The 25,112-nt window shown below is 52.2% G+C and carries 22 protein-coding genes and 1 tRNA gene; 22 read left to right on the plus strand and 1 reads right to left on the minus strand.

Going from position 1 to position 25,112, the window contains the following annotated elements:
* Nucleotides 1-100: 100 nt before the first annotated feature.
* The 17 genes from DWZ15_RS03345 to DWZ15_RS03415 all read left to right on the plus strand — a co-directional run bounded on the left by DWZ15_RS03345 (nt 101) and on the right by DWZ15_RS03415 (nt 14,757).
* On the plus strand, nt 101-790 hold the full coding sequence (locus DWZ15_RS03345; RefSeq protein ID WP_118449375.1) for an HAD family phosphatase: 690 nt from the start codon (nt 101-103) through the stop codon (nt 788-790).
* A gap of 9 nt (nt 791-799) precedes the next feature.
* Entirely contained in the window at nt 800-1,441 is a 642-nt protein-coding gene (locus DWZ15_RS03350; RefSeq protein ID WP_118449377.1) for a thiamine diphosphokinase, read from the plus strand.
* A 71-nt stretch (nt 1,442-1,512) separates the two neighbouring features.
* Nucleotides 1,513-1,588 (plus strand) — tRNA-Ala (locus tag DWZ15_RS03355).
* Nucleotides 1,589-2,374: 786 nt separating this feature from the next.
* Nucleotides 2,375-2,920, plus strand: coding sequence for an antiterminator LoaP (loaP, locus tag DWZ15_RS03360; RefSeq protein WP_233544622.1), 546 nt, complete (start codon nt 2,375-2,377; stop codon nt 2,918-2,920).
* A gap of 66 nt (nt 2,921-2,986) precedes the next feature.
* On the plus strand, nt 2,987-3,736 hold the full coding sequence (locus DWZ15_RS03365; RefSeq protein ID WP_233544623.1) for a sugar transferase: 750 nt from the start codon (nt 2,987-2,989) through the stop codon (nt 3,734-3,736).
* Nucleotides 3,736-4,512: a WecB/TagA/CpsF family glycosyltransferase gene (locus tag DWZ15_RS03370; protein WP_199580021.1), complete on the plus strand. Its 777-nt coding sequence runs from the start codon at nt 3,736-3,738 to the stop codon at nt 4,510-4,512. Before DWZ15_RS03365 ends, DWZ15_RS03370 begins: the two co-directional genes overlap by 1 nt.
* Nucleotides 4,513-5,571 (plus strand): polysaccharide biosynthesis protein, encoded by a 1,059-nt coding sequence (locus DWZ15_RS03375; RefSeq protein ID WP_118449381.1) that lies wholly within the window; start codon nt 4,513-4,515, stop codon nt 5,569-5,571.
* Between the two features lies 1 nt (nt 5,572).
* The gene (locus DWZ15_RS03380) at nt 5,573-6,790 is read left to right on the plus strand and encodes an NAD-dependent epimerase/dehydratase family protein (protein ID WP_118449383.1); all 1,218 of its coding nucleotides are present in this window, start codon (nt 5,573-5,575) and stop codon (nt 6,788-6,790) included.
* A 4-nt stretch (nt 6,791-6,794) separates the two neighbouring features.
* Nucleotides 6,795-7,976, plus strand: a complete 1,182-nt coding sequence (wecB, locus tag DWZ15_RS03385) for a non-hydrolyzing UDP-N-acetylglucosamine 2-epimerase (RefSeq protein WP_118449385.1) — start codon at nt 6,795-6,797, stop codon at nt 7,974-7,976.
* A gap of 2 nt (nt 7,977-7,978) precedes the next feature.
* Nucleotides 7,979-8,509, plus strand: coding sequence for a DapH/DapD/GlmU-related protein (locus DWZ15_RS03390; RefSeq protein WP_118449387.1), 531 nt, complete (start codon nt 7,979-7,981; stop codon nt 8,507-8,509).
* On the plus strand, nt 8,496-9,602 hold the full coding sequence (locus DWZ15_RS03395; protein WP_158572488.1) for a glycosyltransferase family 4 protein: 1,107 nt from the start codon (nt 8,496-8,498) through the stop codon (nt 9,600-9,602). The genes DWZ15_RS03390 and DWZ15_RS03395 overlap by 14 nt, the downstream gene beginning before the upstream one ends.
* Nucleotides 9,599-10,207 (plus strand): hypothetical protein, encoded by a 609-nt coding sequence (locus DWZ15_RS10405; RefSeq protein ID WP_147352305.1) that lies wholly within the window; start codon nt 9,599-9,601, stop codon nt 10,205-10,207. The genes DWZ15_RS03395 and DWZ15_RS10405 overlap by 4 nt, the downstream gene beginning before the upstream one ends.
* A complete protein-coding gene (locus DWZ15_RS10410; RefSeq protein WP_147352306.1) occupies nt 10,186-10,839 on the plus strand; it encodes a hypothetical protein in 654 nt (217 codons plus the stop codon). Before DWZ15_RS10405 ends, DWZ15_RS10410 begins: the two co-directional genes overlap by 22 nt.
* A gap of 69 nt (nt 10,840-10,908) precedes the next feature.
* On the plus strand, nt 10,909-11,916 hold the full coding sequence (locus DWZ15_RS03400) for a stealth family protein (RefSeq protein WP_118449391.1): 1,008 nt from the start codon (nt 10,909-10,911) through the stop codon (nt 11,914-11,916).
* Nucleotides 11,917-11,925: 9 nt separating this feature from the next.
* A complete protein-coding gene (locus tag DWZ15_RS03405) occupies nt 11,926-13,068 on the plus strand; it encodes a hypothetical protein (RefSeq protein WP_118449393.1) in 1,143 nt (380 codons plus the stop codon).
* Nucleotides 13,065-14,387 carry a lipopolysaccharide biosynthesis protein gene (locus tag DWZ15_RS03410; protein ID WP_118449395.1) on the plus strand — a complete coding sequence of 441 codons (1,323 nt, stop codon included), beginning with the start codon at nt 13,065-13,067 and terminating at the stop codon, nt 14,385-14,387. Before DWZ15_RS03405 ends, DWZ15_RS03410 begins: the two co-directional genes overlap by 4 nt.
* Nucleotides 14,388-14,532: 145 nt before the next feature.
* Nucleotides 14,533-14,757, plus strand: a complete 225-nt coding sequence (locus tag DWZ15_RS03415) for a hypothetical protein (RefSeq protein ID WP_118449397.1) — start codon at nt 14,533-14,535, stop codon at nt 14,755-14,757.
* 10 nt (nt 14,758-14,767) lie between these two features.
* On the opposite strand, the gene DWZ15_RS03420 is transcribed toward DWZ15_RS03415, so the two are convergent.
* Nucleotides 14,768-16,663: an RICIN domain-containing protein gene (locus DWZ15_RS03420; RefSeq protein ID WP_118449399.1), complete on the minus strand. Its 1,896-nt coding sequence runs from the start codon at nt 16,661-16,663 to the stop codon at nt 14,768-14,770.
* Nucleotides 16,664-16,906: 243 nt separating this feature from the next.
* Between DWZ15_RS03420 and DWZ15_RS10470 the strand changes: the two genes are divergently transcribed.
* The 5 genes from DWZ15_RS10470 to DWZ15_RS03440 all read left to right on the plus strand — a co-directional run bounded on the left by DWZ15_RS10470 (nt 16,907) and on the right by DWZ15_RS03440 (nt 24,833).
* The gene (locus tag DWZ15_RS10470) at nt 16,907-17,074 is read left to right on the plus strand and encodes a hypothetical protein (protein WP_158572489.1); all 168 of its coding nucleotides are present in this window, start codon (nt 16,907-16,909) and stop codon (nt 17,072-17,074) included.
* 27 nt (nt 17,075-17,101) lie between these two features.
* Nucleotides 17,102-17,731 (plus strand): DUF2971 domain-containing protein, encoded by a 630-nt coding sequence (locus DWZ15_RS03425; RefSeq protein ID WP_118449401.1) that lies wholly within the window; start codon nt 17,102-17,104, stop codon nt 17,729-17,731.
* A gap of 318 nt (nt 17,732-18,049) precedes the next feature.
* Nucleotides 18,050-20,491, plus strand: a complete 2,442-nt coding sequence (locus tag DWZ15_RS03430; RefSeq protein WP_118449403.1) for an ATP-binding protein — start codon at nt 18,050-18,052, stop codon at nt 20,489-20,491.
* Nucleotides 20,492-20,576: 85 nt separating this feature from the next.
* Nucleotides 20,577-20,870, plus strand: a complete 294-nt coding sequence (locus tag DWZ15_RS03435) for a UDP binding domain-containing protein (protein WP_118449405.1) — start codon at nt 20,577-20,579, stop codon at nt 20,868-20,870.
* A gap of 333 nt (nt 20,871-21,203) precedes the next feature.
* Nucleotides 21,204-24,833: an ATP-binding protein gene (locus DWZ15_RS03440; RefSeq protein ID WP_118449407.1), complete on the plus strand. Its 3,630-nt coding sequence runs from the start codon at nt 21,204-21,206 to the stop codon at nt 24,831-24,833.
* The last annotated feature ends 279 nt before the right edge of the window (nt 24,834-25,112 follow it).

The following is a 25,112-nucleotide window of genomic DNA, read 5'->3' on the forward strand; positions in this document are numbered from 1 at the left end:
CTTGACAGTTTTACCAATAAGGGTTTTTTGATTGTTGGTTTGACGTTTGGTAAAACGTTTTTAGCAGGTTGTTTACCATTTGACATCGAAAGGTACATTTATGTCCCAGACCGCCGCTCCCAATGTCGCTTTTATTTTCGATTGCGACGGCACGCTGGTTAATAGCACCCCCGTTTGGGCCTATGCCCAGCCCGAGTTATTGCATCGCCACGGAGTTGACGTGACGGTCGACGATTTTGCCCAGTTTGAGCATTTGTCGCTCGAGGACGAGTGCCAGGCCTACCACGACACCTGGGGCATTGGAGCGAATGGCGAGGAGCTGTATCGCGAGCTGAGCGACATCCTGATCGATGGGTACTCCAAGGTGCCGCCGCGCGAGGGGCTCCTGGCATTTTTGGAGCAGGCGAAGGCGGCGGGCATTGCCATGTGCGTGGCTACGTCCACGCCGGCCGAGCTGGTGCAGTCTGCGCTCGCTGGTGCCGGGCTCGATGCCTACATGGAGTTTGTGACCACCACGGGTGAGGCGGGACGCTCCAAGCAGTTCCCCGACGTATACGAGCTTGCGCTGCGCCGCCTTGAGGAGCGCCATGGGCACAAGTTTGAGGGCACATGGGTGTTTGAGGACGCCGTCTTTGGCCTAAAGAGTTCTGGCGCCGCCGGCTTTAAGCGTGTAGGCATCTATGACCCGCACGGCCGCATGGAGCGCGACCATGTTCGCGCCAACTGCGACATCTTTATTGACAGCTACGTGGACCTAGACCTGGCCCGCGTTCTTGAGTTTGAGGGCTAGGCGAGGGCTGTGGCTTGCAAGGTATTAGTGGTCTGCGGCTCGCCGGAGGTGGCGAGCCCCGAGTTGCTGTGCCACCTGGCGGGGGAGTGCGACCACGTTGTCGCGGTAGACCGCGGACTCGATGCACTGCTGGGCGCGGGGCTTGGCTGCGACGTATATGTAGGAGATGCCGACACGGTGAGCGACGCGGGCCGTGCGTTGGTCGATGCCGCCGAAGCCTTTGAGGTAGAACGCCACGACCCTTACAAGGACTATACCGATCTGGCGCTGGCGCTCGATGCCGTCCGTCGCCGCTGGCCAGGTGCCGAGGTTGTGGCAACCTGTGCTACGGGCGGCCGTCCGGACATGGCCCTAAGCGTCCTAGGCCTACTAGCAGCTTACAAAGATGCCCCCGTCTGGATCGCAGAAGACGAAGTAACGGCCCGCATTCTGCACGAAGGCGAATCCTGGACCATTGAGAATGCAACCGGCAAAACCTTTTCCATAATCGCCATAGCCCCCAACACCAAGGTAAGCGAACACGGCCTAGAATGGGAACTAGATCACGCTTCGTTAGGTCTACTAGCCGACACCGGCATCAGCAACGTCGTCAGGTCAACAGCCACGATCCAAGTCCACACTGGCACCGCCATCGCTTACCTATATCAATAGGTATTTAAAATCTGACCCCAAAAAAGTCCTTGCGCGTCGCGCCAACTTCCCCTATAGTATCTCCTCGTCACGGGGGCGTAGCTCAGCTGGGAGAGCGCTTGACTGGCAGTCAAGAGGTCAGGGGTTCGATTCCCCTCGTCTCCACCATCGTGAATGCAAAGGCCTTCGGAATCCCGAAGGCCTTTTTCATGCCAAAACACCTCGATACACAAACTCATAACCACACCAACAAAAAGTTGCACAATTTATTTCTCATGTCTGTACTTAGTTTGTTATCCAAACGCAATTACCAGTGCAGCTCGCTGCTCCATTTGGGCTTCAGGAACGCTCCCAATTATTGCCAGCACCCCAATAACCTGCGCTAACGTGAACAACATCCCAAAACAACCCCCTTAAGCACGTCAAATGAACGATATGTTGTCCAACGCAGCCCAAATCAGTTTCACTAACAGCTTGTGCTAGGATACCTAACGTTACATGAGTTCAACTGTGCTCGCGGTTCCAGCTAGTCGCAAAGCGCAGGGTCGATCAGCATCCGGCCGTAACGGCGGTGTTAGAAAAACCACGAGCTCCAATATCGATTGCCATGCGCGATTTTGCACTTGCTTTTGTGGCTACTTATAAGTTTGCATTAGACAGTGCAATGAATTGTTACGGCAAACCACAGCAGTCCTTCAGCTGTTTGCGTGCGGTCCAGTTTTGTACCCGCTTGACTGGTTCGCACGCAGTCAGCTGGGGACGCGGTCATTTTGCGATACACGTCCGCGTCTCTAGCAACTGCACTTATATATACCGTTCACGGTGGGGCAGAGCCACGTGCTTGTCTAACTGGGCTCAGGGTTTGAATATGGAGCGCCTTCGCGCACAAGCGCCCTGGCGAAGCCATACCCAAACCCCGCGAGCCACACGTAAGACAGCAAGGGGGTGGTGCTCGTGTGGTATGTAATCCAGGTCATTAACGGTCGCGAAGACGTAATGCGCGAGCGCATCGAGCACATGGTGCCGGCGAGCGCCATGCAGGAGCTCTTTTATCCCCAATTTCAAACCGAGATCAAGGTACACGGCGAATGGGTCGATACGACCAAGCCGCTTTTTCCCGGTTATCTTATCTGCGATACGACAGATCCTCGAGCCGTGCAACAGTATCTGCTACGCATGGACGACTTTGCCCGGGTGCTTGCCCAGGATGGTCAGTTTGTGCCGCTGGCAAAAGAAGAGGTTCAGCTTATTGGTAGCTTTACGCATAGGGGAGACCGCGTGGTGTCCATGAGCGAGGCCCTAAAAGACGGTGACCAGGTCGTAGTGACGGCAGGTCCGTTGCTGGGCCACGAAGGCCTTATCAAAACCATTAACAGACGCAAGAGCACTGCTTATTTGGAGCTCGACCTGTGCGGCCGACGCGTAACAACGCGCGTTGGGCTTGCCGTGCTTTCAGCCGAGCAGCGCGTAATGCGAAACCTCAAAAAGGCGATCGCCTAGCTGCGGGCGATTGTCTAGCAAAACAGTGAGGATCCCCAATCTGGGGACGAAGTCTTGGAAGAGAACGTGTCGGATAAAACAAAGTATGCAACGGATGCGCCCGCGGGGGCGGTGCTGATTGCCCAGGCCATGGACCGGCGCGAGAGCGCCTGCCGCTACAAGGCCATGCAATCCATCATGGACTGGGATCGCTCGCGCCTTGTCTATAGGGCTGTGAAGCGCACATTCGACATCGTGTTCAGCGGCTGCGTGCTGGCTGTCATCGCCATTCCGAGCCTGATTTTGGCCGCCGCCATCCGCCTGGAGAGCGAGGGCAACCCCTTCTACAGTCAGATCCGCGTGGGCCAGACCCACCGCGACGGCAGCCTGTCCACCTTCCGCATGTGGAAGTTCCGCTCCATGTACAAGGATGCCGACGAGCGCCTCGCCGAGCTCAAGGAGCAGAACGAGATCGCCGGTGCCATGTTCAAGATGAGGGAGGACCCCCGCGTCACCAGGATCGGCAGGTTCATCCGCAAGCACTCCATCGACGAGTTCCCGCAGTTCCTAAACGTGTTCCTGGGGCAGATGTCCGTCGTGGGCCCGCGCCCGCCGCTGCCTAACGAGGTGGCCGAGTACACAGAATTCGACCTGCAGCGTCTGGCCGTCAAGCCCGGCATCACCGGCTGGTGGCAGGTTACCGATCGAAACTCAACTGGTTTCGACGGTATGGTCCAGCGAGATCTTGAGTACATTGCGAGGCGTGGCATTCTCACCGACTTAAGGATTATCGCCCTCACCGTTATTGAAGTAATCACGGGAAAGGGTGCGTTTTAGTGCTTAAGTCCTATCATCATTATCCCGAATTAAACCGTGTGCCCGTGATCGATGTCCCGATCACGGGCACCAATATGTCTGAATGCGTCGATTTCATTACTCATAATATCGACAATCTGCATGGTGAGTATATCTGCGTCTCTAACGCCCATACGTCGGTCATGGCCCATGACGATCCCAGCTACTGGTCCTGTCAGGCTGAGTCCGTTATGTCCGTTCCCGATGGGAAGCCCCTATCGGTTGTCGGCCGAGAGACGGTCACGTCGATGGGGCGCGTGACCGGTCCGGATCTGATGCGCGAGATTTTCAGTATTTCCGCTCAGCACGGATGGAGCCATTACTTCTACGGCACCGAACAGAAAAACCTCGAGGCGCTCAAGGAATCGCTTCAGGAAGAGTATCCAGGCTTGGAAATTGCTGGCATGGAGCCTTCCGTCTTTCGTCCGCTTTCCGATGGCGAGAAACGAGACCTTTCACGACGCATTGCCGATTCTGGCGCCGACTTTGCATGGATTGCACTTGGCGCTCCGCGCCAGGAAGTCCTCATGCATGAGCTTAAAGGCGGCCCTCAGCCACTGATGATCGGCGTAGGGGGAGCCTTCAAGGTCCTCGCCGGCGTGGTGCCGGAGGCACCGATTTGGATGCAGAACCTAAGTCTCGAGTGGCTATACCGCCTGATGCAGGAGCCGAAGCGACTATTCAAACGATATCTCGTTACTAATACCAAATTTCTCTTTTACCAGTTCACGGGTGCTAAACGCAAGGAAGGCAAGTAGATGAAACCCACCACCGCATTCAAAGACAAGACCCTCATGATCACGGGCGGCACCGGCTCGTTCGGCAACACCGTGCTCAAGCACTTCATGGACACCGACCTGGCCGAGATCCGCATCTTCTCCCGCGACGAGAAGAAGCAGGACGACATGCGCCACCGCCTGCAGGAGAGGTCCCCCGAGCTCGCCTCCAAGGTGCGCTTCTTCATCGGCGACGTCCGTAACGCCCAGTCGGTGCGCGACGCCATGCACGGCGTGGACTACATCTTCCACGCCGCCGCCTTGAAGCAGGTGCCCTCCTGCGAGTTCTTCCCCATGGAGGCCGTGCGCACCAACGTCATCGGCACGGACAACGTCCTGCACGCCGCCATCGACGAAGGCGTGGACCGCGTCGTGTGCCTGTCCACCGACAAGGCCGCGTACCCCATCAACGCCATGGGCAAGTCCAAGGCCATGATGGAGTCCATCATCTACGCCAACGCCCGCAACGGCGCCGGCCGAACCACCATCTGCTGCACCCGCTACGGCAACGTCATGTGCTCGCGCGGCAGCGTCATCCCGCTGTTCATCGACCGCATCCGCAAGGGCGAGCCGCTTACCGTGACCGACCCCAACATGACCCGCTTCCTGATGAACCTTGACGAGGCCGTCGACCTGGTGCAGTTCGCCTTCGAGCACGCCAACCCCGGCGACCTGTTCATCCAGAAGGCCCCTGCCTCCACCATCGGCGACCTCGCCGAGGCCGTCCAGGAGGTCTTCGGCCGCGTGGGCACCCAGGTGATCGGCACCCGCCACGGCGAGAAGCTCTTCGAGACCCTCATGACCCGTGAGGAGCGCCTGCGCGCCGAGGACATGGGCGGCTACTACCGCGTCGCCTGCGACTCGCGCGACCTGAACTACGACAAGTTCGTCGTTGACGGCGAGGTGGAGACCCAGGCCGACGAGTCCTACACCTCCCATAACACCGAGAGGCTCGACGTGGAGGGCACCATCGCCAAGATCAAGACCGCCGAGTACGTGCAGCTTGCCCTGGAGGGCCGCGAGCACGAGGCGGTGCAGTAGGGTGCGCGTCCTCGTCACCGGCGCCGGGGGCTTCGTGGGGAGGAACCTCTGCTGCGCGCTGAAGAACATAAGGGACGGCAAGGACCGCCGTGAGAGATACGCGAGCCTGCTCCCGCTCGAGGTCATGGAGTACGACATCGAGTCGACGCCCGGGGAGCTGGAGGACTACTGCTCCCGCGCGGACTTCGTCTTCAACCTCGCCGGCGTCAACCGCCCCGAGGACCAGGCGGAGTTCATGGAGGGCAACTTCGGGTTCGCCTCCACGCTGTTGGACACCCTCGAGCGCCACGGCAACACGTGTCCCGTCATGCTCTCCAGCTCCGCGCAGGCGAGCCTCTCGGGGCGCTTCGAGGGATCGGTCTACGGCGAGTCGAAGCTGGCGGGGGAGGGCCTGTTCCGCGAGTACTCGGAGAGGACCGGCGCCCCGGTGCTCATCTACCGCTTCCCCAACCTCTACGGCAAGTGGTGCCGCCCGCGCTACAACTCCGCCGTCGCGACCTTCTGCGACGCCATCGCCAACGGCCGCCCCTACACCGTGAACGACCCCAATGTCGAGCTCGAGCTCCTCTACATCGACGACTTGGTGGACGAGATGCTGGGCGCCCTGCTCGGAAACGAGCATCGCTGCGGCTACGAGGGGCTGGAGCGCGTCGAGGGCGACGGGTTCTGCTACGTCCCGCAGACCGACATGAAGACCCTGGGCGAGATCGTCTACCTGCTGGGGTGCTTCCGCGACAGCCGCGAGACGCTTTCGGTGCCGGACCTTTCCGAGGGCTCCTTCTCCAAGAAGCTCTGGAGCACGTTCCTGTCCTACTACGAGCCCGGGCATTTCGCCTACAGCCTGAAGCCCAACACGGACGCGCGCGGATCGTTCACCGAGTTCCTGCGCACGCCCGAGCGCGGCCAGGTCTCCATCAACGTCTCGAGGCCCGGCATCACCAAGGGCAACCACTGGCACATGAGCAAGTGGGAGAGGTTCCTGGTGGTCTCCGGCACCGCGTCCATCAGACTGAGGAAGGTGGGGGAGGACGCCGAGGGCAACCCGTTCCCCGTCGACGAGTACGTCGTTTCCGGCACGGACATGCGCGCCGTGGAGATGATCCCCGGCTACACGCACTCCATCACCAACCTGTCCGACACGGAGGACCTCGTGACGGTCATGTGGACCAACGAGCCCTTCGACCCCGAGAACCCAGATACCTACTACGAGGAGGTCTAGCCGCATGCGCAAGGACTGTTCCGAAATTGCATTCAAGGACGACGGCCGCCTGAAGCTGCTGATCATCGTGGGCACGCGTCCCGAGGTCATCCGCCTGTCCGAGGTCATCAAGAAGTGCCGCCGCCACTTCGACTGCCTGCTGGCGCACACCGGGCAGAACTACGATTACACGCTCAACGGCATCTTCTTCCGCGACCTGGAGCTTGCCGACCCCGACGTCTACCTGGACGCCGTGGGAGCCGACCTGGGTGAGACCGTGGGCAACATCATCGCCGCGAGCTACAAGCTGATGGTTGAGGTGAAGCCCGACGCGCTCCTCATCCTAGGCGACACCAACAGCTGCCTGTCAGCCATCGCGGCCAAGCGCCTGCACATCCCCATCTTCCACATGGAGGCGGGCAACCGCTGCAAGGACGAGTGCCTGCCCGAGGAGACCAACCGCCGCATCGTCGACGTGATCTCCGACGTCAACCTGGCCTACTCCGAGCACGCACGCCGCTACCTCAAGGACACCGGCTGCGCCCCCGAGCGCACCTATGTCACGGGCTCGCCCATGGCGGAGGTCCTGCGCGCAAATCTTGATAAGATCGAGGCCTCCGACATCCTCACCGAGCTCGGCCTTGAGTCCAAGCACTACATGCTGCTGTCCGCCCACCGCGAGGAGAACATCGACACCGAGGCGAACTTCACGAGCCTGTTCACCGCCATCAACGCGCTCGCGGAGAAATACGACATGCCGATCCTGTACTCCTGCCACCCGCGTTCCCGCAAGCGCCTGGAGGCCACCGGCTTCAAGCTGGACCCGCGCGTGCGCATGCACGAGCCCATGGGCTTCCATGACTACAATTGCCTGCAGATGAACGCCTTCGCGGTGGTGTCGGACTCCGGCACCCTGCCCGAGGAGTCCAGCTTCTTCGCGTCTATCGGGCGCCCGTTCCCGGCGGTGTGCATCCGCACCTCCACCGAGCGCCCCGAGGCCTTGGACAAGGCCTGCTTCACGCTGGCCGGCATCTCCGAGAAGGGCCTGCTGCAGGCCGTCCACACTGCCGTTGAGCTCGATGCGGAGGGGTCGCTGCCCGAGGCGCCCGTTCCCGACTACGCCGACGAGACCGTGTCCACCAAGGTGGTCAAGATCATCCAGAGCTACACCGGCGTCGTGGACAAGATGGTGTGGAGGAAAGCTTAATAATGGATTTCGCCTATAGGATCCTCGACGGAGTCTCCCGCGCTTATAACAAGCTACTTCTTATGCCCTCGCTACGACGCTCCTTTGCTTCATGCGGCGAGAACGTGACACTCGGCCGCCGCAGCGAGATCTCCGGAGCGGGAAATATCTACATGGGTCACGACGTGTACCTGGGTCCCGGAACAACGCTGCTCACGACCCGAGCGAAAATTCGCATCGGCGACTATGTCATGAGCGGACCTAACTTAACCGTGGTTACAGGTGACCACCGCACGGATATTCTCGATCGTCCCATGATGGAACTTACAGATGAGGAGAAGACTCCCGATAACGACCAAGATGTCGTTATCGGTAACGACGTGTGGATGGGCTGTGGCGTAACGATCCTCAAGGGTGTCCACATCTCTGATCACTGCGTAATTGCCGCTGGCGCCGTCTTGACCAAAGATGTGGAGCCTGAGTTTTCAATTTGGGGGGGGGTTCCCGCTCGCTGCCTAGGTTCGCGGCTTAAGGATGACGATGGTTTCAGTTGATAATAGAGTGAACGCGAAAGTTCTGATGGTCGGCCCCGACCTTTCTCTGCATGGCGGGATTGTCTCCGTCGTACGGGGCTATCTTGATGGAGGTCTCCCTGAGGCATGCGACGCCTTCGAGTACCTGGGGACGGGGGTCGGTTCCTCAAAATTCGGTAAGTCTCTCGCATTTACGCGGGCGCTAGCGCGCTATGTGAGGGTTATGTCTTCCTATGACATCATTCACCTACACATTAGTGCCCGTGGGTCCTACAAACGTAAGTCAATTATGGCCCGTATGGCACATAAAGCAGGCAAGTACGTAATACTGCACGATCACGACGGGGAGTTTAAGAAGGCTTTTGAAGAGGGTGGAGACGCCTACCGTCGTGACGTAAGGGAGACCTTTGGCATCGCCGACCGAGTTGTGGTTTTGTCGGAAGAGTGGCGTGACTACTTTGCAGAAAACGTTTGTGACTCTGAAAAGATTGACGTTGTCCATAACGGTGTTAAAGTGCCTGCGCTGCCGTGCTCACCTTGTTCGCGTCAAGACGTCCTGTTTTTAGGACGTCTTGACGCGCGCAAGAGCCCGGATGTTCTCTTGCGCGCGTCAAGAGAAGTCCTGTCGCGTTTCTCGGAGACTAAAATTGTCTTTGGCGGAGACGGTGAAATCGAGAAGAACAAAGCGCTCGCTGAGGAGCTAGGCATTGCTGACCGCTGCGAGTTTTGCGGCTGGGTCACCGGTGGCGAACGCGAAGCCCTGTTCGAGCGGGCCGCGGTGTACTGCCTTCCCTCTAAGAATGAAGGTATGCCCATGAGCGTTCTCGAGGCAATGTCTCACGGTATACCCACCATTGCCACAGCCGTCGGCGGAGTACCACGGCTCATTGAAAGCGGCACTAATGGATTCCTTATCAAAGTCGACGATGTCAATAACCTCGCTCTTTTAATTAATAAGTTGTTGTTCGATTCTGAGCTTCGTAAAGAAATAGGCGATGCTGGAAGAAAAGTTGTTGCCGATCGATTCAATTCCAAACATTCAATTGAACAAATACTAAATCTGTACAAAGAAACAGATTCATGCATTCAATATGGCAGCAGGGATGATGAATGACCTCGATTGAAAAGGCCAAGAAGCCACAAAATTACGGAAATTTATATCAATACCTATTATGGCTTAGTATTTTTCTGTTGGTGTTTGAAGATCCAATCCAACAGTGCTTTCCGATATTTGGATATTATGACGAAGTTTTTGCACTGTTTGGGGGATTGTATTATTTATTATCTCGACGCAGCAAAGTGTTTTTAGGAATATGGTGGCTCATTGTTCTATATGTAACTGCTGGTTTGATGAGTTCATGTCTATATTCAACCCAGCCAATACTAGCATGCATAGGAGATACATTCCTAAATTTAAAATTCTATCTGGCCATGGCATTTGGGCTTGCAGCAAGTAACGACTTTGTTTCCGTTCATCGAGAAAAGATGATCATCATTGTTCGTTTTTTGACATACTGCCTGACGGGATTATTGCTTCTAAATTTATTTTTTAACTGGTTTCCTGGTCAAGAGATCAGATTTGGTATAGCGATACCAAAATTGTTTTTTTCTCATTCTGAATACCTTGCCGGAGCGCAAATTATTCTTCTCGCAATCGGATTATATTTGACGAGAAACCTTGGCGTAGGAACTTACGCATGGGTTTTTTTGCTGCATTAAATGTATTTTGCACATTTCGATATAAAGCAATGGCAGCTGCCATCTTTGCCATTGCTCTGTTTTATGTTGTGCTAGTCCGGCGTAAATCTATTTCAAAATGGAATTTGATTTGCTTATGCGTCATTGCTGTGTTCATTGCTTGGGGTCAAATAGTTGAGTATTACTTCGCTGGAAATGAAACTGCACGTGACTTGCTTGGGACCACATCCTTGCAGATAGCTTTTGATTATTTTCCGCTTGGCACTGGTTTTGGGTCGTTCGCTTCTTACATGTCTAAAGTTTATTACTCTCAAGTGTATTTTTCTTACCATCTATCATCTGTTTACGGTCTTATGAATATTCCTGATGGCGGCTCCTTTATTTCGGATGTGTACTGGCCTATGGTTCTTGGGCAAACCGGGTTTTTAGGACTCCTTTGCATTCTTTCAATTTATATAAAACTTTTTAAAATGATTCAGAGTGGATCCAGTAAGGACCCTAATAGGTACATTTGCTTACTTCTTCTATTTCTATATTTGTTGATACAGTCGACAGCTTCAGCAGCTTTTGTTGGGCCCCTTTCAGTTCCAATTGGCTTTTTACTAGGGGCGTTAGCTTTTGATAGAAGATTTAAAGTCGGTTCAATTAAATGATGATCTCCTTGAACGGGGAGAAACAATCACTACTGATAACTAGGAATTCTTTCGAGGTCACAGAACGTTATGAAGATTGATTTTGTAATTCCATGGGTTGATTGCACGGACCCAAATTGGCTTTTTGATCGATATAAATATAGCAATGAGTCAAGCGAGATAATCACTCCCAATCAGGATAAACGTTATAGAGATTGGGGTTTGCTACGCTATTTTTTTCGAAGTGTTTCTTCCAACGCGCCATGGGTTGGCACAATTCATTTTCTGACATATGGTCATTTACCCGAATGGCTTGATTGTTCAAATCCAAAAATCAATGTTGTAAAGCATAGTGATTTTATCCCCAATAAGAATCTCCCAACTTTCAATTCAAATGTTATCGAATTGAATGCCTACAAAATTGAGGGCCTTTCTGAGCACTTTGTCCTATTCAATGATGATTTGTTGATTCTTGATAAGACCACAGAAGACGATTTCTTTCATAAAGGACTACCAAGAATTACGGCAGTTCTAAATGCAGCAAGTCTTGCTCGAGGTGACAATTTCTACGTCCCCTTTAACTGCGCTAGCGTTTTAAGCTCACATTTTAAACCACTTGCGTGTGTAGGCAGGCATCCACTAAAGTGGTTCAGCCCAGGCTATGGCATCATGTGCTTGAGAACGCTCGTTTTATTGATATATCCTACATTCAAAGGTTTTTATGAACCCCATCTCTGCAATTCATTTTTAAAGTCTACCTTCGAAGAAATTTGGGAGGTAGAAAAGCAAGAGCTTGAGGCGACTTCTTCTCATCGTTTTAGAGAGGCAACCGACGTATCTAACTGGCTCATGAAAGATTGGCAGTGCGCAAAAGGAGATTTTTATCCGCGTCCAGTTTCTTTCGGACGGTCCTTTTCATTTGGTGCTAATTTCGATTCAACCCTGGAAGAGGCTGAATCGTATCTTCGCGGGCGCAAGGGTAAGGTCGTCTGTCTCAATGACGGCGACCTTACGCCGGAGCAGTACGAGACTGCGCGGACGAGGATTCTCACCTGCCTTGACGAACTTTTTCCCGAAAAATGTGAATTCGAGCTTTAGGGGCAGACGATGCACGTAATCAAAGAGGCTGCTAAGACCCTTGTCGCAAAGCTTGGTTTCCAAACGAATAGGCGTATCGTCGTCTTCGAGTCCGACGATTGGGGTGCCGTGAGGGTCCCGGATGCCGATGCACTTGCGGCATTTGAGAATCGCTTCCCCTCTTTCAGGCTCGATCACTACCAATCTTTTGACGGCTTGGAAAAGAAGGCCGACGTAAGCGTCCTCTCTTCTTTGCTGCGCGAGAATGCGGTGCGATTTCAGGCTTCCGCCCCAGTATTCACGTTGAACTTCGCAACCGCCAACCCAGATTTCAATCGATGCGTTCCCGGCAACGCTGATGTAGCGCACTTTGGATTCGAGCCCATCGATAAAACCTACCGAACCTATGACGGAGACGAGGGAGTACTCGATTTCGTTCGGCTGGGTCGCGGTGAAACGGCACTGCATCCTCAGCTCCACGGGCGAGAGCACCTTAACGCTACGGCGTGGCTTGCCGATGCGGTCGCCGACTCAGCTGTGGAATATGCCCGCTGTTTGAGAATGGTGGGTCTGGACGATGCCTTCTACAATGGGATTGACGCGCTCAACAGCGGAAACACTCTGATCGATGAGCGCGGATACCTTGAAGACGCGGTCACGATTTTCAAACGCCTTTTTGGCTTCGCCCCCAGGAGCTTCATCCCACCATGCTATGTCGCCAATAAGGAATGTGAGCTCATCGCCGCTGAGCTGGGCATTGAGACTATCCAATCGTCGCCGAAGAGGAATGTCCCGAAAGGGAACAACTCCTATTTGAAGAAGATTAACGTTTTCGGACACTCCAACGTGCCTGGGCAGTGCCGCTTAATCCGAAACGTGCAGTTCGAGCCCTCGCGCTCTATGTTTCAAGGCAAAAACGTCGATGAGTGTGTCGACGATGCTTTCGCAGAAATCGAGACGGCTTTCAGGCGTAGGCAGCCGGCGGTGGTATGCACCCATCGCGTCAACTATACGACCCGAGTGAATGAGAGACATCGCGAGTTTTCACTCGAAGCGCTTGATAGACTGCTTCGACGGCTTGCGGAACGGTATCCGGATTGTGAGTTCATGACTTCCGATGACCTGGGTTCTTTAATCCTGGATTCGCTGGCGAGAAACGAAATGGAGCAATGATGCACTTTAGTCTCAAGCTTTTGCGTGACAAAATTAGGGGCAATGAATTCTGGGCGAAGCTTGCGAAAAATGTCTTCACTATCGTTGTAGGTCAGGGCGGCGCCTCTGCTTTGAATATGCTGACGTCATTTGTATCTGCTGGATTTCTTGGCGTTGCTGGCTACGGTTCGCTGATGATCGGTCAGACTTACATGCAGGCGATTGATTCTCTTTTAAATTTCCAATCATGGCAAAGTGTGATTCGCTATGGATCAATCAGTCTGGAAAAACGAGATGAGCGCGGACTGGCTGCCTGTATTAAGGCCGCTTTTCTTGTCGATGTGACATCGGCAGTTGCCGGATGTGTCATCTCCTTCGCCATTGTCGGCTTCGTGGCGAGCGTTCTCGGATGGGATTCTGCCGCGACTGCTGCGGCAGTGGTGTTTTGTTTCGAGATACTTGTGCATATAGAAGGTGCCCCTACGGGTTTGCTCCGTCTTTTCGATAGATTCAACTATGTTGCCATTCATGCGGTTGTTATGGCGGCCGTCAAGCTGCTCTTTGTGGCTGTGTCAATGGTGCTTTTCGGGAATAGTGTAGTCGTTATTGCTTGTGCGTATTGTGCTGCTGATATCATTAAAAGCATGACGCTATTTTTTATTGCCGTGCATGTTGCTCGCAGGCGCGTTGGATTTTTTAAGATCGTTAAAGCACGACTCGCCGATTTGCCGGCTGGCTACATCTCCTTCACAATTTGGTCAAACCTGGATACCTCGGCGGACGCTCCAATTCAGTATTTCGATGTGTTCTTCCTCTCTCTCTTGTCGAGTGAGGTTGTCGGTGTCTTTAAATTCTTTAGGCAGCTGCTTTCCGCTCTCTCTCTTCTTTCTCGACCTGTGCAGCTGGCGATTATGCCGCAGCTTGCTGAGTTGATCGCCAAGGGGCTTAACAGTCGCGCGTATGAGGTTGTTAGAAAAATCGAGAAGGTCGTGGCTAAAGTTGTGACACCTTGCGCAGCTATTGCCTGCTTGGTCGTTCCGCCTGCACTTGCTGTCTTTATGGATCCGCTCTACGGTGCGTACTGGTATCTCTTTGCCACATTAGCCGCTCTTGTCGCTGCGAGCATTGTCTTTTCCGCCATTCATCCCTGCTTCAACGCTTATGGCCTAACGAAACAATCGACAGTCATCACGCTTATTTCGAACGTTGTATATCTTGTTGCTTGTTATTTGCTGCTCGGAAAGTTAGGCGTTATGGCAATTCCGTTTGCAATGGCTTTGCAATATTTGCTCGTTATATCGCTGAAGGATATATACATTCGGAAGATCGTTCTTGACTAGGGTGAATCGACTACATTGATCAGGGCTCTGGCATCTATATCATGGAATGAGGGTTGCCAGCGTTAGGCGTGTAAAATAGAGAAATGCCTGACGATATTGAGTATCCGATTATTACTAAGCCGATAGAGTCGTATGAAGGCTTGAAATGTGGACGGGTGTAAAACGTTTGGCGGCTGAGGGCTCACATCGTTACAGGTTTGTGACTGTGGCGGGCGGCGTGCTCGGCTGTGTGATTGCCTGCCTAGTGCCTTATGCGCCTTTGCTCAACGTGCTGTACGGCCTGAACGGGTATCTGGGATTCGCGTTAATGGCGTTCATGATGGTGCACGGCGCGAAGGGGTTTGCGAAAGCTCGCAAGGGCAAGCGGTAAGCCTGTTTCACTAGATTTTCTTGAGCACCCATCTTTGGGCTTCGGTCCCGTTGGTGGCATAGATCTGTATGTTGGTTCCGGGCGTCGAGCGGCCGCCCGACGCGTCGAGCGCGAGCTCGGGGTGGTTTGCCGGCGATAGGGTGAACGTGCCGTCCTCGTTCGGGACGACTGACCAGCGCTGGGCCTCCGTGGAGTTCGGCGCGTACTGCTGGACGTTGACGCCGCTTGACATCAACCCGCCCTGCACGTCGAGTGCCATTTCCGATTTGGCATTGGTGATTTCGTAGGCGCCTGCCGCTTCATCGTACCTGAAGAGGAACGCCTGCGCCATTGTGCCGTTGGATTTCCAGAGCTGTATGTTCGCCCTCGGATCCCATGAGCCTCCCTGGACGTCGATTACGGATTCGGGAGAGAACGAGCATTGGATGACGTAGATTCCGTCTTCGATCGTACGCTCCGAGATGTCGGGCATGGCTGGCATCTTTGAGTACTCGACCTCAAAATCAAACCTTGCAGTCCACTCACGGTTCGATGTCATGGTGATGTTAGAGGCGGCAGTGAGGTCAACTTTAGCGCTGTTCGTTTTCCATTCTCTCTGTTCCATCGTAAAGGCGATGATTCCGTTCTGGATGCCACTGATGCTGGGCGGGAAGAACTGGTTGCCTGCGTCGATAGAGAACTTGTTCTCCTTTGCGTCGAGGTGCTGCTGGATGCGATCATCATACTTGGCAGCCCATTCGTCGGCCTTGCCGTTGTGAACGAAGTAGTTGTCTTTGAGGCTCGTCGAGCGGGTGGCGTACTCGTCGGCAGTGTAGATTTTGGCGTGCCCTTTGTGCGCGATTGCCATGAGTTCATCGGTGATACAAAAGTACAGGTGGCGCTGGTCAAGGTCGCCATAGAAGTTGTCGGATGTATCGTCCCAGGTGCAGTCGACCTGGTACCATTTTCCATCGAGCTTGACGGCATTCCAGGTGTGGCCGTCATAGGTATCGCGGGTCTCTGAATTGGTGATGCCGGCAGCGGTGAGCAGCTTGGAATAGGCGCTTTCATACGCCTGACAGGTGCCTAGGCCGCGCGTGAGGGCACTCTCAGCAGATGACCACTTCAGCGAGTTGTCGTACTCAAGCTGATCTAGAAGCCAGTCATGAAGATAAAGGGCCATTTCGTATTCAGAACCATTTGTGTTTTGCCTGGCCTGGGACACTGCTTTATTAACAATACTCGCAACACTGGGATACGCATCATCTTCAACCTGGATATACGTGTTGGTGCGCAAGTAGTAAACGCCCGACGCCTTGTCCATGAGGTAAAAGCGGAAGTTGTATGATCCGGCAGCCGTCGTTGTGAACGTAAAGTCGTGGCTAACGCACGCGTCGGTGTACTTTGTCCACTCTCCGCGGCTTGGGTCGGCGACCGACTCGTAGACGTACTCATTGGGGTTGGAGTACGAGGGCGCATCCATGCGGAAGAGATAGCTGCCACTGCCACCTGTTGCGCTCACGTGGAAAGTCGTTGGCTGTCCAAGTACTAGATCGTTCCATTCGACGGTGAGGGTGACACTGCCGCTGGTGGCGCTATCGCTGTGCTGATATCCACTTACTGCGGCCTTTATGGCTTGTTCCGTATCAGGCGACATATCGGAAGCTAGGGAAACCTGAGGTTCCGCCTGATGTGAAATTGGATTCGCGAGATCGGAATCATTTTTGATGGACTCATTGCCGATCTCGCTTGTATCGATATCGCCTGTCATGCTGCCGCCCGAATTGTCCGCTGCGCCAGTATCAAACTGCTCCAAGGTGTTTTCCTGAAGCAGTTCTTCTTCCGCTAAAACCCTTACAGGTATTGCTGCGCTAAGCATGGATACGCAAAGAACTGCGCAGAGCGAGCGGTAAAAGACTCGTTTCATAGCGGTGCCTCTCGATAAGGTGGGCGCCAAGGCCCGGAGGCGGCGCCAGGCCAACACTCCGTGTATATGTAAGTGGGGTTATTTTACGGTAACGTCGGTCAACAACTGCGAACTTTTTGGACAAAGTTGGGGAGGGGGAGGGGTCGGTTGGAGACCGGTTGGGACTGATTGATTTTTTGTAATCATTTCTATTAATTATGATGAACAGTGATATGGACTCATTGCTAGAGTTAGGAGCCAAACATGGAAGCACCCGCCGTTCTCTATCATTATACAAGCCTAGATACGCTGGCCTTGATTCTGCATAATCGGACTATGAGGTTCAGCCGGTTAGATAAAGTTGATGACCCACAAGAACAGCGTTCAGCAGACTCTCAAAATCTTGGAAAAATGAAGTTCGTCAGTTGTTAGACTTCTTCTGATGAGGAGAGCATCCCCATGTGGCGCGAGTATGCTGGAGCTGAATGTGGAGTAAGAATCCAAATGAAGATTCATCCGTTTAAGCGGTACTCTGTGTCTACCGAAAGCCTAAGTAAGCTATCTAGTGACGCAGTTTTGAATACTCCTGGTGGCAAGTTTGATGGACTTCAATTGCCGCTCGAAGACTTTTGGGATAAAAAATATCTTTTTAAAGAAATGGCCCGAAGCGTTGAGATGCTTCATGAAATCCAGTATACGAACGATAAGTCGCTTCTGTTTCCAGAAGTGATACGAAGCTGCGGGAACGGTTGGGTCGAAGCTGATTTAAGTGCGCTCGGGATCCACAAGGCTACCGCATGGTCATACCAGAGAGAATGGCGCTATGTTTTGACAGCAGTACCTGTGGGCATCGCCTCTATCGAGGGTGATGTTGAAGCAGTTAAGAGGGCCACTGAGGTCATACTTGATAGATGCGATCCCGAAATTCCTTCCTTCTACGATTTGGTTATCTCAGACGGAGCGTCATCTTTGATGAAGATCGTCTCTTCCCCAAAGATGACGCCGGGTAACCGAGTAATTTTGGACGCGTTAGTGCAGAAATACGCGCCCGGCATTGAGGTTGCAGAAAGCTCGATTGAGTTGGCTTAAATAGGCAGCAATATGATGCCGGAGGTTCCCATGTGTTGTCTGCGAATTCATGGTGGGGGGGCCGATACACTTCTAATCCAATGCGCAAATAATCAGATCGCACTTTTGGGCAGCTCTAGAAGTTCTTACAGATAACTGCATATCCGCAATAAGGGAAGGGCTGACAAGTGGCTGCCGATATGCCCCTTCTTATTAAAGCCAATTTGCTACTTATTAAGGGTCTAAATAATTACTGCCCACCCGAACTTATCGTCCTTGACTATTAAACATGGTTATACTGCAAGGAGTATTCTTGTTTGTTCTTTTGGAGCTCGGCATATGCAATTTAATTATTCCGCGCTTGATAGCTATGAGTTTGAGTTGCTCAGTCGTGATGTCGCCGAAAAGCTTATGCATATTAAGCTGTCCTGCTATACCGAGGGCAGGGATGGCGGGATAGATGCCTCCGATTTTTATTTCTGTGGTTCTCATGCCTGTCCATCGGTTGTCGTTCAAGCCAAGCATTGGACTCAGCATGTGCGTTATTCCAGGCTTGAATCAACTTTATTAGCTTTGATTAAACAGCTGGACTCTCGCGGTAATCTTCCCTCCAGATGTTTAATACTTACTGTGGCCTCTGGCGTTACGAGAGAATTCCAACAGCGATTGTTTTCTAAGGCGAAAGCTCTCGGTGTTCAAGATTTCAAACTACTGGATTCCGTTAAGCTTGACCAGATCCTTTCTGATGAGTCTAATTCAGATATTCTGCGTAATCATTTTAAGCTATGGATTGCTGGGGCCAATGTGCTGCAAAACCTGTACAACAGGTCATTCTTTGTAGGCTGTGATTTATATCTTGCTAATATCGATGAACGCAAATCCTTGTTTGTCCAGACCGCTCTATATAACAGGGCGGTCAATATTCTCGAATCAAACCCCTGTCTAATCATCACCGGCGATCCGGGTACGGGCAAAACCACACTTACACAAATGCTCGCCCTTCAAATGTCCGCAACTGGTTATCGCGTTCTCTATTCTTCATGCTATGAATTGGAGGGCGTAATTAGCGCATCTTCGCCCGATTCCAACCTACCGGAACTTATTGTACTAGATGATTTCCTTGGTCAGAATTTTCTTGATGTCGATTCAAAGTTGCTGCGCCTGATTAGCAGCTTACTTTTTATGGTTAAGAAATCTGACAAGCGAAAGATAATTCTCAATTCACGCATTTCCATTCTCAACGAAGCTGGTAGGAAGGACGATTCTTTTCATCGTTTGATTCGCAAACTTGATGATCAGCTTGTTTTAATAGACACCAGTTCCATGGCCTTATTGGACAAAGCTCGAATACTTCTTTCTAACTTGCGATTCGAAAACGTACCGCAGCCGTACATAGAGGCGCTATCTAAAAAAGTCGATAAAGATAAAGCGGGCTGCGTTAAGATTTGTGAACACGCCAACTATAATCCTCGTGTGATTGAGTATTGTTCTCGACCGGAATTTATTGAGCAATGTGATTTGAAAAATTACTGTTCAGAGATTGTTTCACGTCTTAATAACCCTATTGATATCTGGAAAAACGAATTCGAAGAACGTCTTGGTGAGGAAGAGAGAGTTCTTGCTTTTCAACTATTTTCGTTTGGAAAGAAATTCGTAAGCCTGTCACATCTAAAAACTGCCTTTAATTCTAGAATCAAACTATCTTATGGGATTGATTGTTCTATCGATTGCTTTGATCGTGCAATCAAGCGCCTTGAGTCGGCCGTAATCAAAACGGTTGTTATCGATTGTGAGCGGCATGTTGCAATGATTAACCCTTCTGTTAATGATTACTGTGCCGCCTTTCTTGCTGGAAATACCCTAGAGTCTACAGCGATAGTGGAATCAGCAATATATGCCGATCAGCTAGAAACCATTTTTAAGGTCAATACAGATAGGTCCGTTATCGACGCATTTAAACTCAGGGCCATTAAAGGCGAGGTTTTAACCCTTCAAGTTGATTGCCCTGGATCTTGGCTCCGTCTATGTCCGGAGCATTATGTTTGTTCTGTATTGCGACAGATTACTGGTCTTCTAATCGATAGTGATTTTGAATGGATTGGATCTCTTCTGAGTGAAATGCTCGATTCAGAAAACACTAAAGCCTGGGAATCTGTTTCGCTTTTGCTGGTTGGCTCAGGTCGGGGTGCTTTCTATAACAGCCCATACTATGCGGAATTGCTATGTTCCTTTTTGAACTTGAGTCATTTAGCGATAGGTACAAGCTATTTAACAGCCTATGACTTATTGGAAGACCTTGAAAGAGCTAAAAAGATACTGAATGTCTCCGATAAAGTTTTTGGACGTCTTTCACTTGCGCTTAAGGCGGAAGCGAATCGTTGGCTTAAAGAATATGTCATAGATTCCGTTGAGAGCTTTGGTAATGGTCGTGATTGGGAATCTGAATATCAACCTTCGATGTTCGACTGTTATATCGGGGATTGGGAAACGTTTGTAAAAAAGAAGATTCACGATGCGATGCTCAAGAATTTAAATCCATATTCGATACTTTATGGTTTTTGTGACGGTTTAGGTGAATTTCTAACGGAAGACATTTCGTTAGACCAGGTAGAGGAAGTAGTTAAAGATTGTGTTTCCGAATATGTATGGGATTTGAATCTTGAGTATAAAGACCATAGGGAAGACCGCGATGTCGACACTGCCGACGATTACCGATATGAAATGGCTCAATATCAAAATGATATAAGATCTGTAGAGAAACTATTCATCGAATCATGTTGATTCGGTCTTGGGTTCTAGTCGGATAATCCAAGCATCTTTATAGAACGGTGCATGCTTCATTTTCGCTCTTGTTGTGAATAGTTGCATGGGCGAGCAGTGGCCGGTCCAAGGCGTGTGCTGTCTGCAGACAAAGTCAAACAGCGACAACTTACGAGCGAGCTCCATCAAGGGCGTCATAAAGTGCGTTAAGGGCAAGGGCGTGCCCGTGGTGGTCTACGAGCCCACGCTGGACGCGCCGGAGTTCTTCGACTCCGAAGTGGCCCACGACCTGGAGGCCTTCAAGGCTGGCTGCGACGTGATTGTCGCCAACCGTTGGAGCGAGGAGCTCGCTGACGTGGCGGGTAAGGTCAATACGAGGGATTTGTTTAAGCGGAACTAGGGGAGTGGAACGGCCTGCGCTAAGCAGCTGCAGTCTAAATAAGAAACTTAGTTGAGTACGGGGTGTATCGACGCCAGTCAATACACCCCGTACTTTGTTAATCTCGCTAAATACATTTACAGTCACTGCGGTCGCGAACCCATTGACATTTGTCCCAGTGGGTGCATGAGAAGGTGTGGCGCGCGCCGCGGAACTGGATCGTTTTGCTATCGACAATCGTGCTCTCACTAATGCGGCGTATGTCATATCATCAAGCTCACCGTGGCAGTTTGGTGCAGCCTTTACCCGAGGGCGTTCGGATTGCCAGAGAAAGCGGAGGAGCGTGCAACTTTGATGAGCAGAGAAATCGAAATCAGGGACAGAATCACCAGACTCGATCCTGCTGGCTTTCAGAACCTTGCCCAGGAGTTGCTTACGCAATATTTTAAGTATGATAAGCCCGTGCACAGGGGGTCTGCCGCCCATTCGGCGGCAACCGCCCCTGGAACGCCGGACACAATCTGGCTTTTGCCCCACAACAAATTCGCCTATCTCGAATGCGGCCATTATCCAGATAGGGCTGATGCGAAGAGTAAAATCGAATTGGATATCGAGAAGTGCCTGAAGGCCGAAAGAGAAGAGCTCGATTCTGGACAGCTTGTTAAGATAGTTATCGCGTATTCTTGCCGGAGGCTAAACAGTTCTGACCTCAACTATCTAAGAGGCATTGACGATCGAATCGATCTTGTGGGCACGGACGAGATGGCGAGTTTGTTAGCTCGACGGTACCCAAATCTTGCAAGAGAGCATCTGGACATCGAGGTGGGTACTGGACAAATTATGTCCCCGGATGAATTCGAATCCGCAGTTGAAAAGAATAGCTTTGCATCAACCCTGAAAGTCGATTTGCTTGGCAGGGATAAAGAGATCAACGAGCTTCTCGCCGCGCTCGATGAGAATCAGTTCGTCTTGGTGTATGGGCGTCCTGGATGCGGAAAGACCAGGCTTTGCGTAGAGGCTCTGCGTCAATTTTCGAATGGCAGCGGCGCTTATCCTCTTGTCATTAAATCGAACAGGATGCCAATCTGGAACGATTTGGCTAATGATGTCCCCAAAGAGGACCCTTCGTTAATTCTGCTCGACGACGCCAACGAGCTTTCAGACCTCGAAGGGTTTGCGGACTTCGTGTCTAACAGGGGTAATATCAAGGTTCTTATGACGGCAAGAAATTACGCGGTGGGGTTCGTGAAGAGCTCCGTTTCACAGTATTGCAAGCCTTACCTCTATGCAGTCAACCCGCTTGACGAGGAGACGGCCTTACATGTGGTCGAGAACGGATTTGGTATCGCGAAAGGGACAGCCTCTGCGAATATAATTCGCTTGTCGAGGGGTAACATGCGTTTGGCCTTCGCGGCGGCCGAGGTTGCTAAGGAACGCGGGGACGAAGTATTCTCCACGATGCCGAGTCTTATAGAAGCTTGCTACGGAGAGAAGGCTTCTCGTCTGGACGGCGACTCCAAAAAAGCGTCGACGATCGTCTCGGTTTTGGATGCTCACAGGATAGAGGAGAATAAAGACCTGGATAGCCTGCTTTCCAAGGTAGGGATTTCTCGTGACAGATACGTCGATGCTTGCACCGCTCTGTGCAACGACGAACTGGTGGATGTATGTCAGGATATGGTGGCTGTAGCGCCGGGCGAACAGGTTTTGAGGGATTATTTGCTCTACCAGGCTTTTATCGCCGAGAAAAGCGTATCGCTTTCCGACATCGATGAGTTGGAGTGCGGCAATGTTCGATGTCCCAGTATTGTTGCCATCCTCGTGAACAATTTCTACAGCGAAGAGCTTATTTCCTCCTTGAAGTCACAGCTGAACGACATTTGGGCTTTGGCGAACGGTGGGAAACGATGGAAAATGGTGAGCGATTACAATTTCCTCCTCGGTGAGAAGGGCCTTGAACATATTCTCGGGGCAATCGAAGACACCGCGCCCGGAAACTACGATTACCTTGCCTGTAAATTCGACAAGGCTTCCGGATTCTATTCGCAGAAATCTCGTATCCTCACATCGCTCGCGTTTTTTCTGCATGCCCCTCAATTCAGCGAGCCGGAAGAGCTGTTCTTTATGGCATTGGAGAAGAACATTTTGCCTCCACGGGAGGCAAAGGAGACACTCACAACGAGCATGTCTTTCAACGAGAACTCGTATTCGGACGGGTTTCGATACGAGAACGAGGTCCTTGAACGCCTATCGTGCGAGTTTCGCAAAACAAAGGAGGATAGGTACGGGGTTTTGCTTGCCTATTATGTCGAGGCTTTACTGGCGGCAGTGTACGAGAGCCGGACGAGGATGGAGGGAAACAAGGTCACGTTCATCCATGGCAACCACCTCTACACCCAGGCGATGATCGAGTTGCGGAAGCGAGCGATCGCCTGCCTCAAGGAGCTCAGAGACTGTCATGAGCTAAGCCGTCTCTGCGATTCGGTTATTACCGGGCTTCGGGGTATCGGCGGCGAGGACGGTGCCGGTCGGTTGTGGAAGGAGACCTTGGAGGAGGCGTATAAAGGATATGTTTCCCGAATCGAGTCGATTGAGATTTGCAGCTTACCTGGGTTTGTTCAACTGGAGAAAGAGCTCATTTCCCAAGGTATCATCGCCGAAGAGGGGCTCCCGTTCCTCAATGTGTCGCCCAAGATGCGGATTTCAGCCCAAATCTTCTTAGACGACTCCCGCGGACACGATGTCTCGGAGGAATTGATCGAGCTTATTCAAACGGCTGGCTCGGCAGAGCTATTGAAGGCGATCTCGATTGTGTGTTCTGCCGGCCGGCAAAGCTCAACTGGGATTCCATTCCCAATCCTGAGTGACGTCATGATTCTTGGTGCGGAGTCTTTGACCGAATGCGCAGAGCCGATCATCCTCTCTGATGTTCCCTTGTATACAGTCCCGGACGATTTGCTTATTCGCTGGATTGACTTGCTCGGCATCGATCGGGTTCGCGGTCTTGCCTTGAAGCGACAGGAGAATGAGATTCCCGAATGGCTTAGTCGGATTGACGAAGCGCGGTTAAAGGAGTTCGGTGTCAGTCCCGAGCTGGCAAGGGATATCGAGGAAGGAGCCGACAAATACGGCGAAACCGTTTCATATAAAGCCGCGATGGAAATCGACTCTGCTACGCCAGACTTTTTCGCTAGGTACGCGGTCGGCGTCCTACAGAAGCTGGAAAGGGGCTCGCATGTCCTTTATAGGCTTCTTCCTAGGGACATCAACAATGCCGAACAAAGGGCATTTATCTCCAAGCCGGAAATGCTGCGTCTTGCCGAAGATATCTTACTTAATCTCGTAAACGGTACGAATCCCTATTGGAATGAGGATGTTCTTCGTCTTATCGTCGCTAACGATGGTCAATTTCCTGAGAGGGCAATGCCCGTGCTCATGGAGTTCAATGCGACTTATGCAATGGAGCATTTGGGCGAAGCAGTATGGAGGGAGGAGAACAGCGAGGCCGCAACAGATAGCGCATGGAAGGGCATAGAGGGGGTTGAGACAAACCTGCGGAGCATGTCGAAGCCTTTCGCTTTAAAGTATTTTCTTGATTACGCTATTGAGCATTGCGGCGATGCAGTCGTGACTTGGCTGGCGTCACGATCGATGCGTAATGGGAAGCTTGTCGATCATCTACCAGATGTTGCAATGGAGTTACCCAAGAATCTGAGGGTCAAGTACATAGTCTTACTGTGCCAAGAGGACCTTAGCTCGGAAGAGCTTAAAAAGGTCCCAGTAATCATGTCTTCTTTCGGCGCTTCGTGGAGTGGGAGCGAAATCCCACTACTTCAAGGGAAGATTAACTTCATTGAAGAGGTGATCGAGAATTTGCCCGGAGTGGCCTTTATGCGTCACCGGCTGGTTTTGGAAGACGCGATAGCCTCGGTGAAGCGATGGATGGAAGACGCAGAGGTCCGCGAGTTCCTTCGCCCATTTTAGCTGTCGTGATCCGCGCCCCTAGGGAGGTTTCTCGGGCATTCGCCGGGGCGCGGGTGGTCCTCTCGGTTATGAGAAAAATTTGTGCGTTTACGCGTAATGAAGCACGTGAAGAACTCAAGCGTGTGCCCGTGGTGGCCTACGAGCACACGCTGGACGCGTCGGAATTTTTGGTTCCGAGGTGACACACGATCTGAAGCTCTTTAAGGTCGGCTGCGACGTGATCGTCGTCAATCGCTGGAGCAACGAGTTCGCGGGCGTTGCGGACAAGGTGCAGGCCAG

The sequence above is a fragment of the Collinsella sp. AF29-7AC genome (assembly GCF_003475665.1).
Lineage (GTDB): Bacteria > Actinomycetota > Coriobacteriia > Coriobacteriales > Coriobacteriaceae > Collinsella.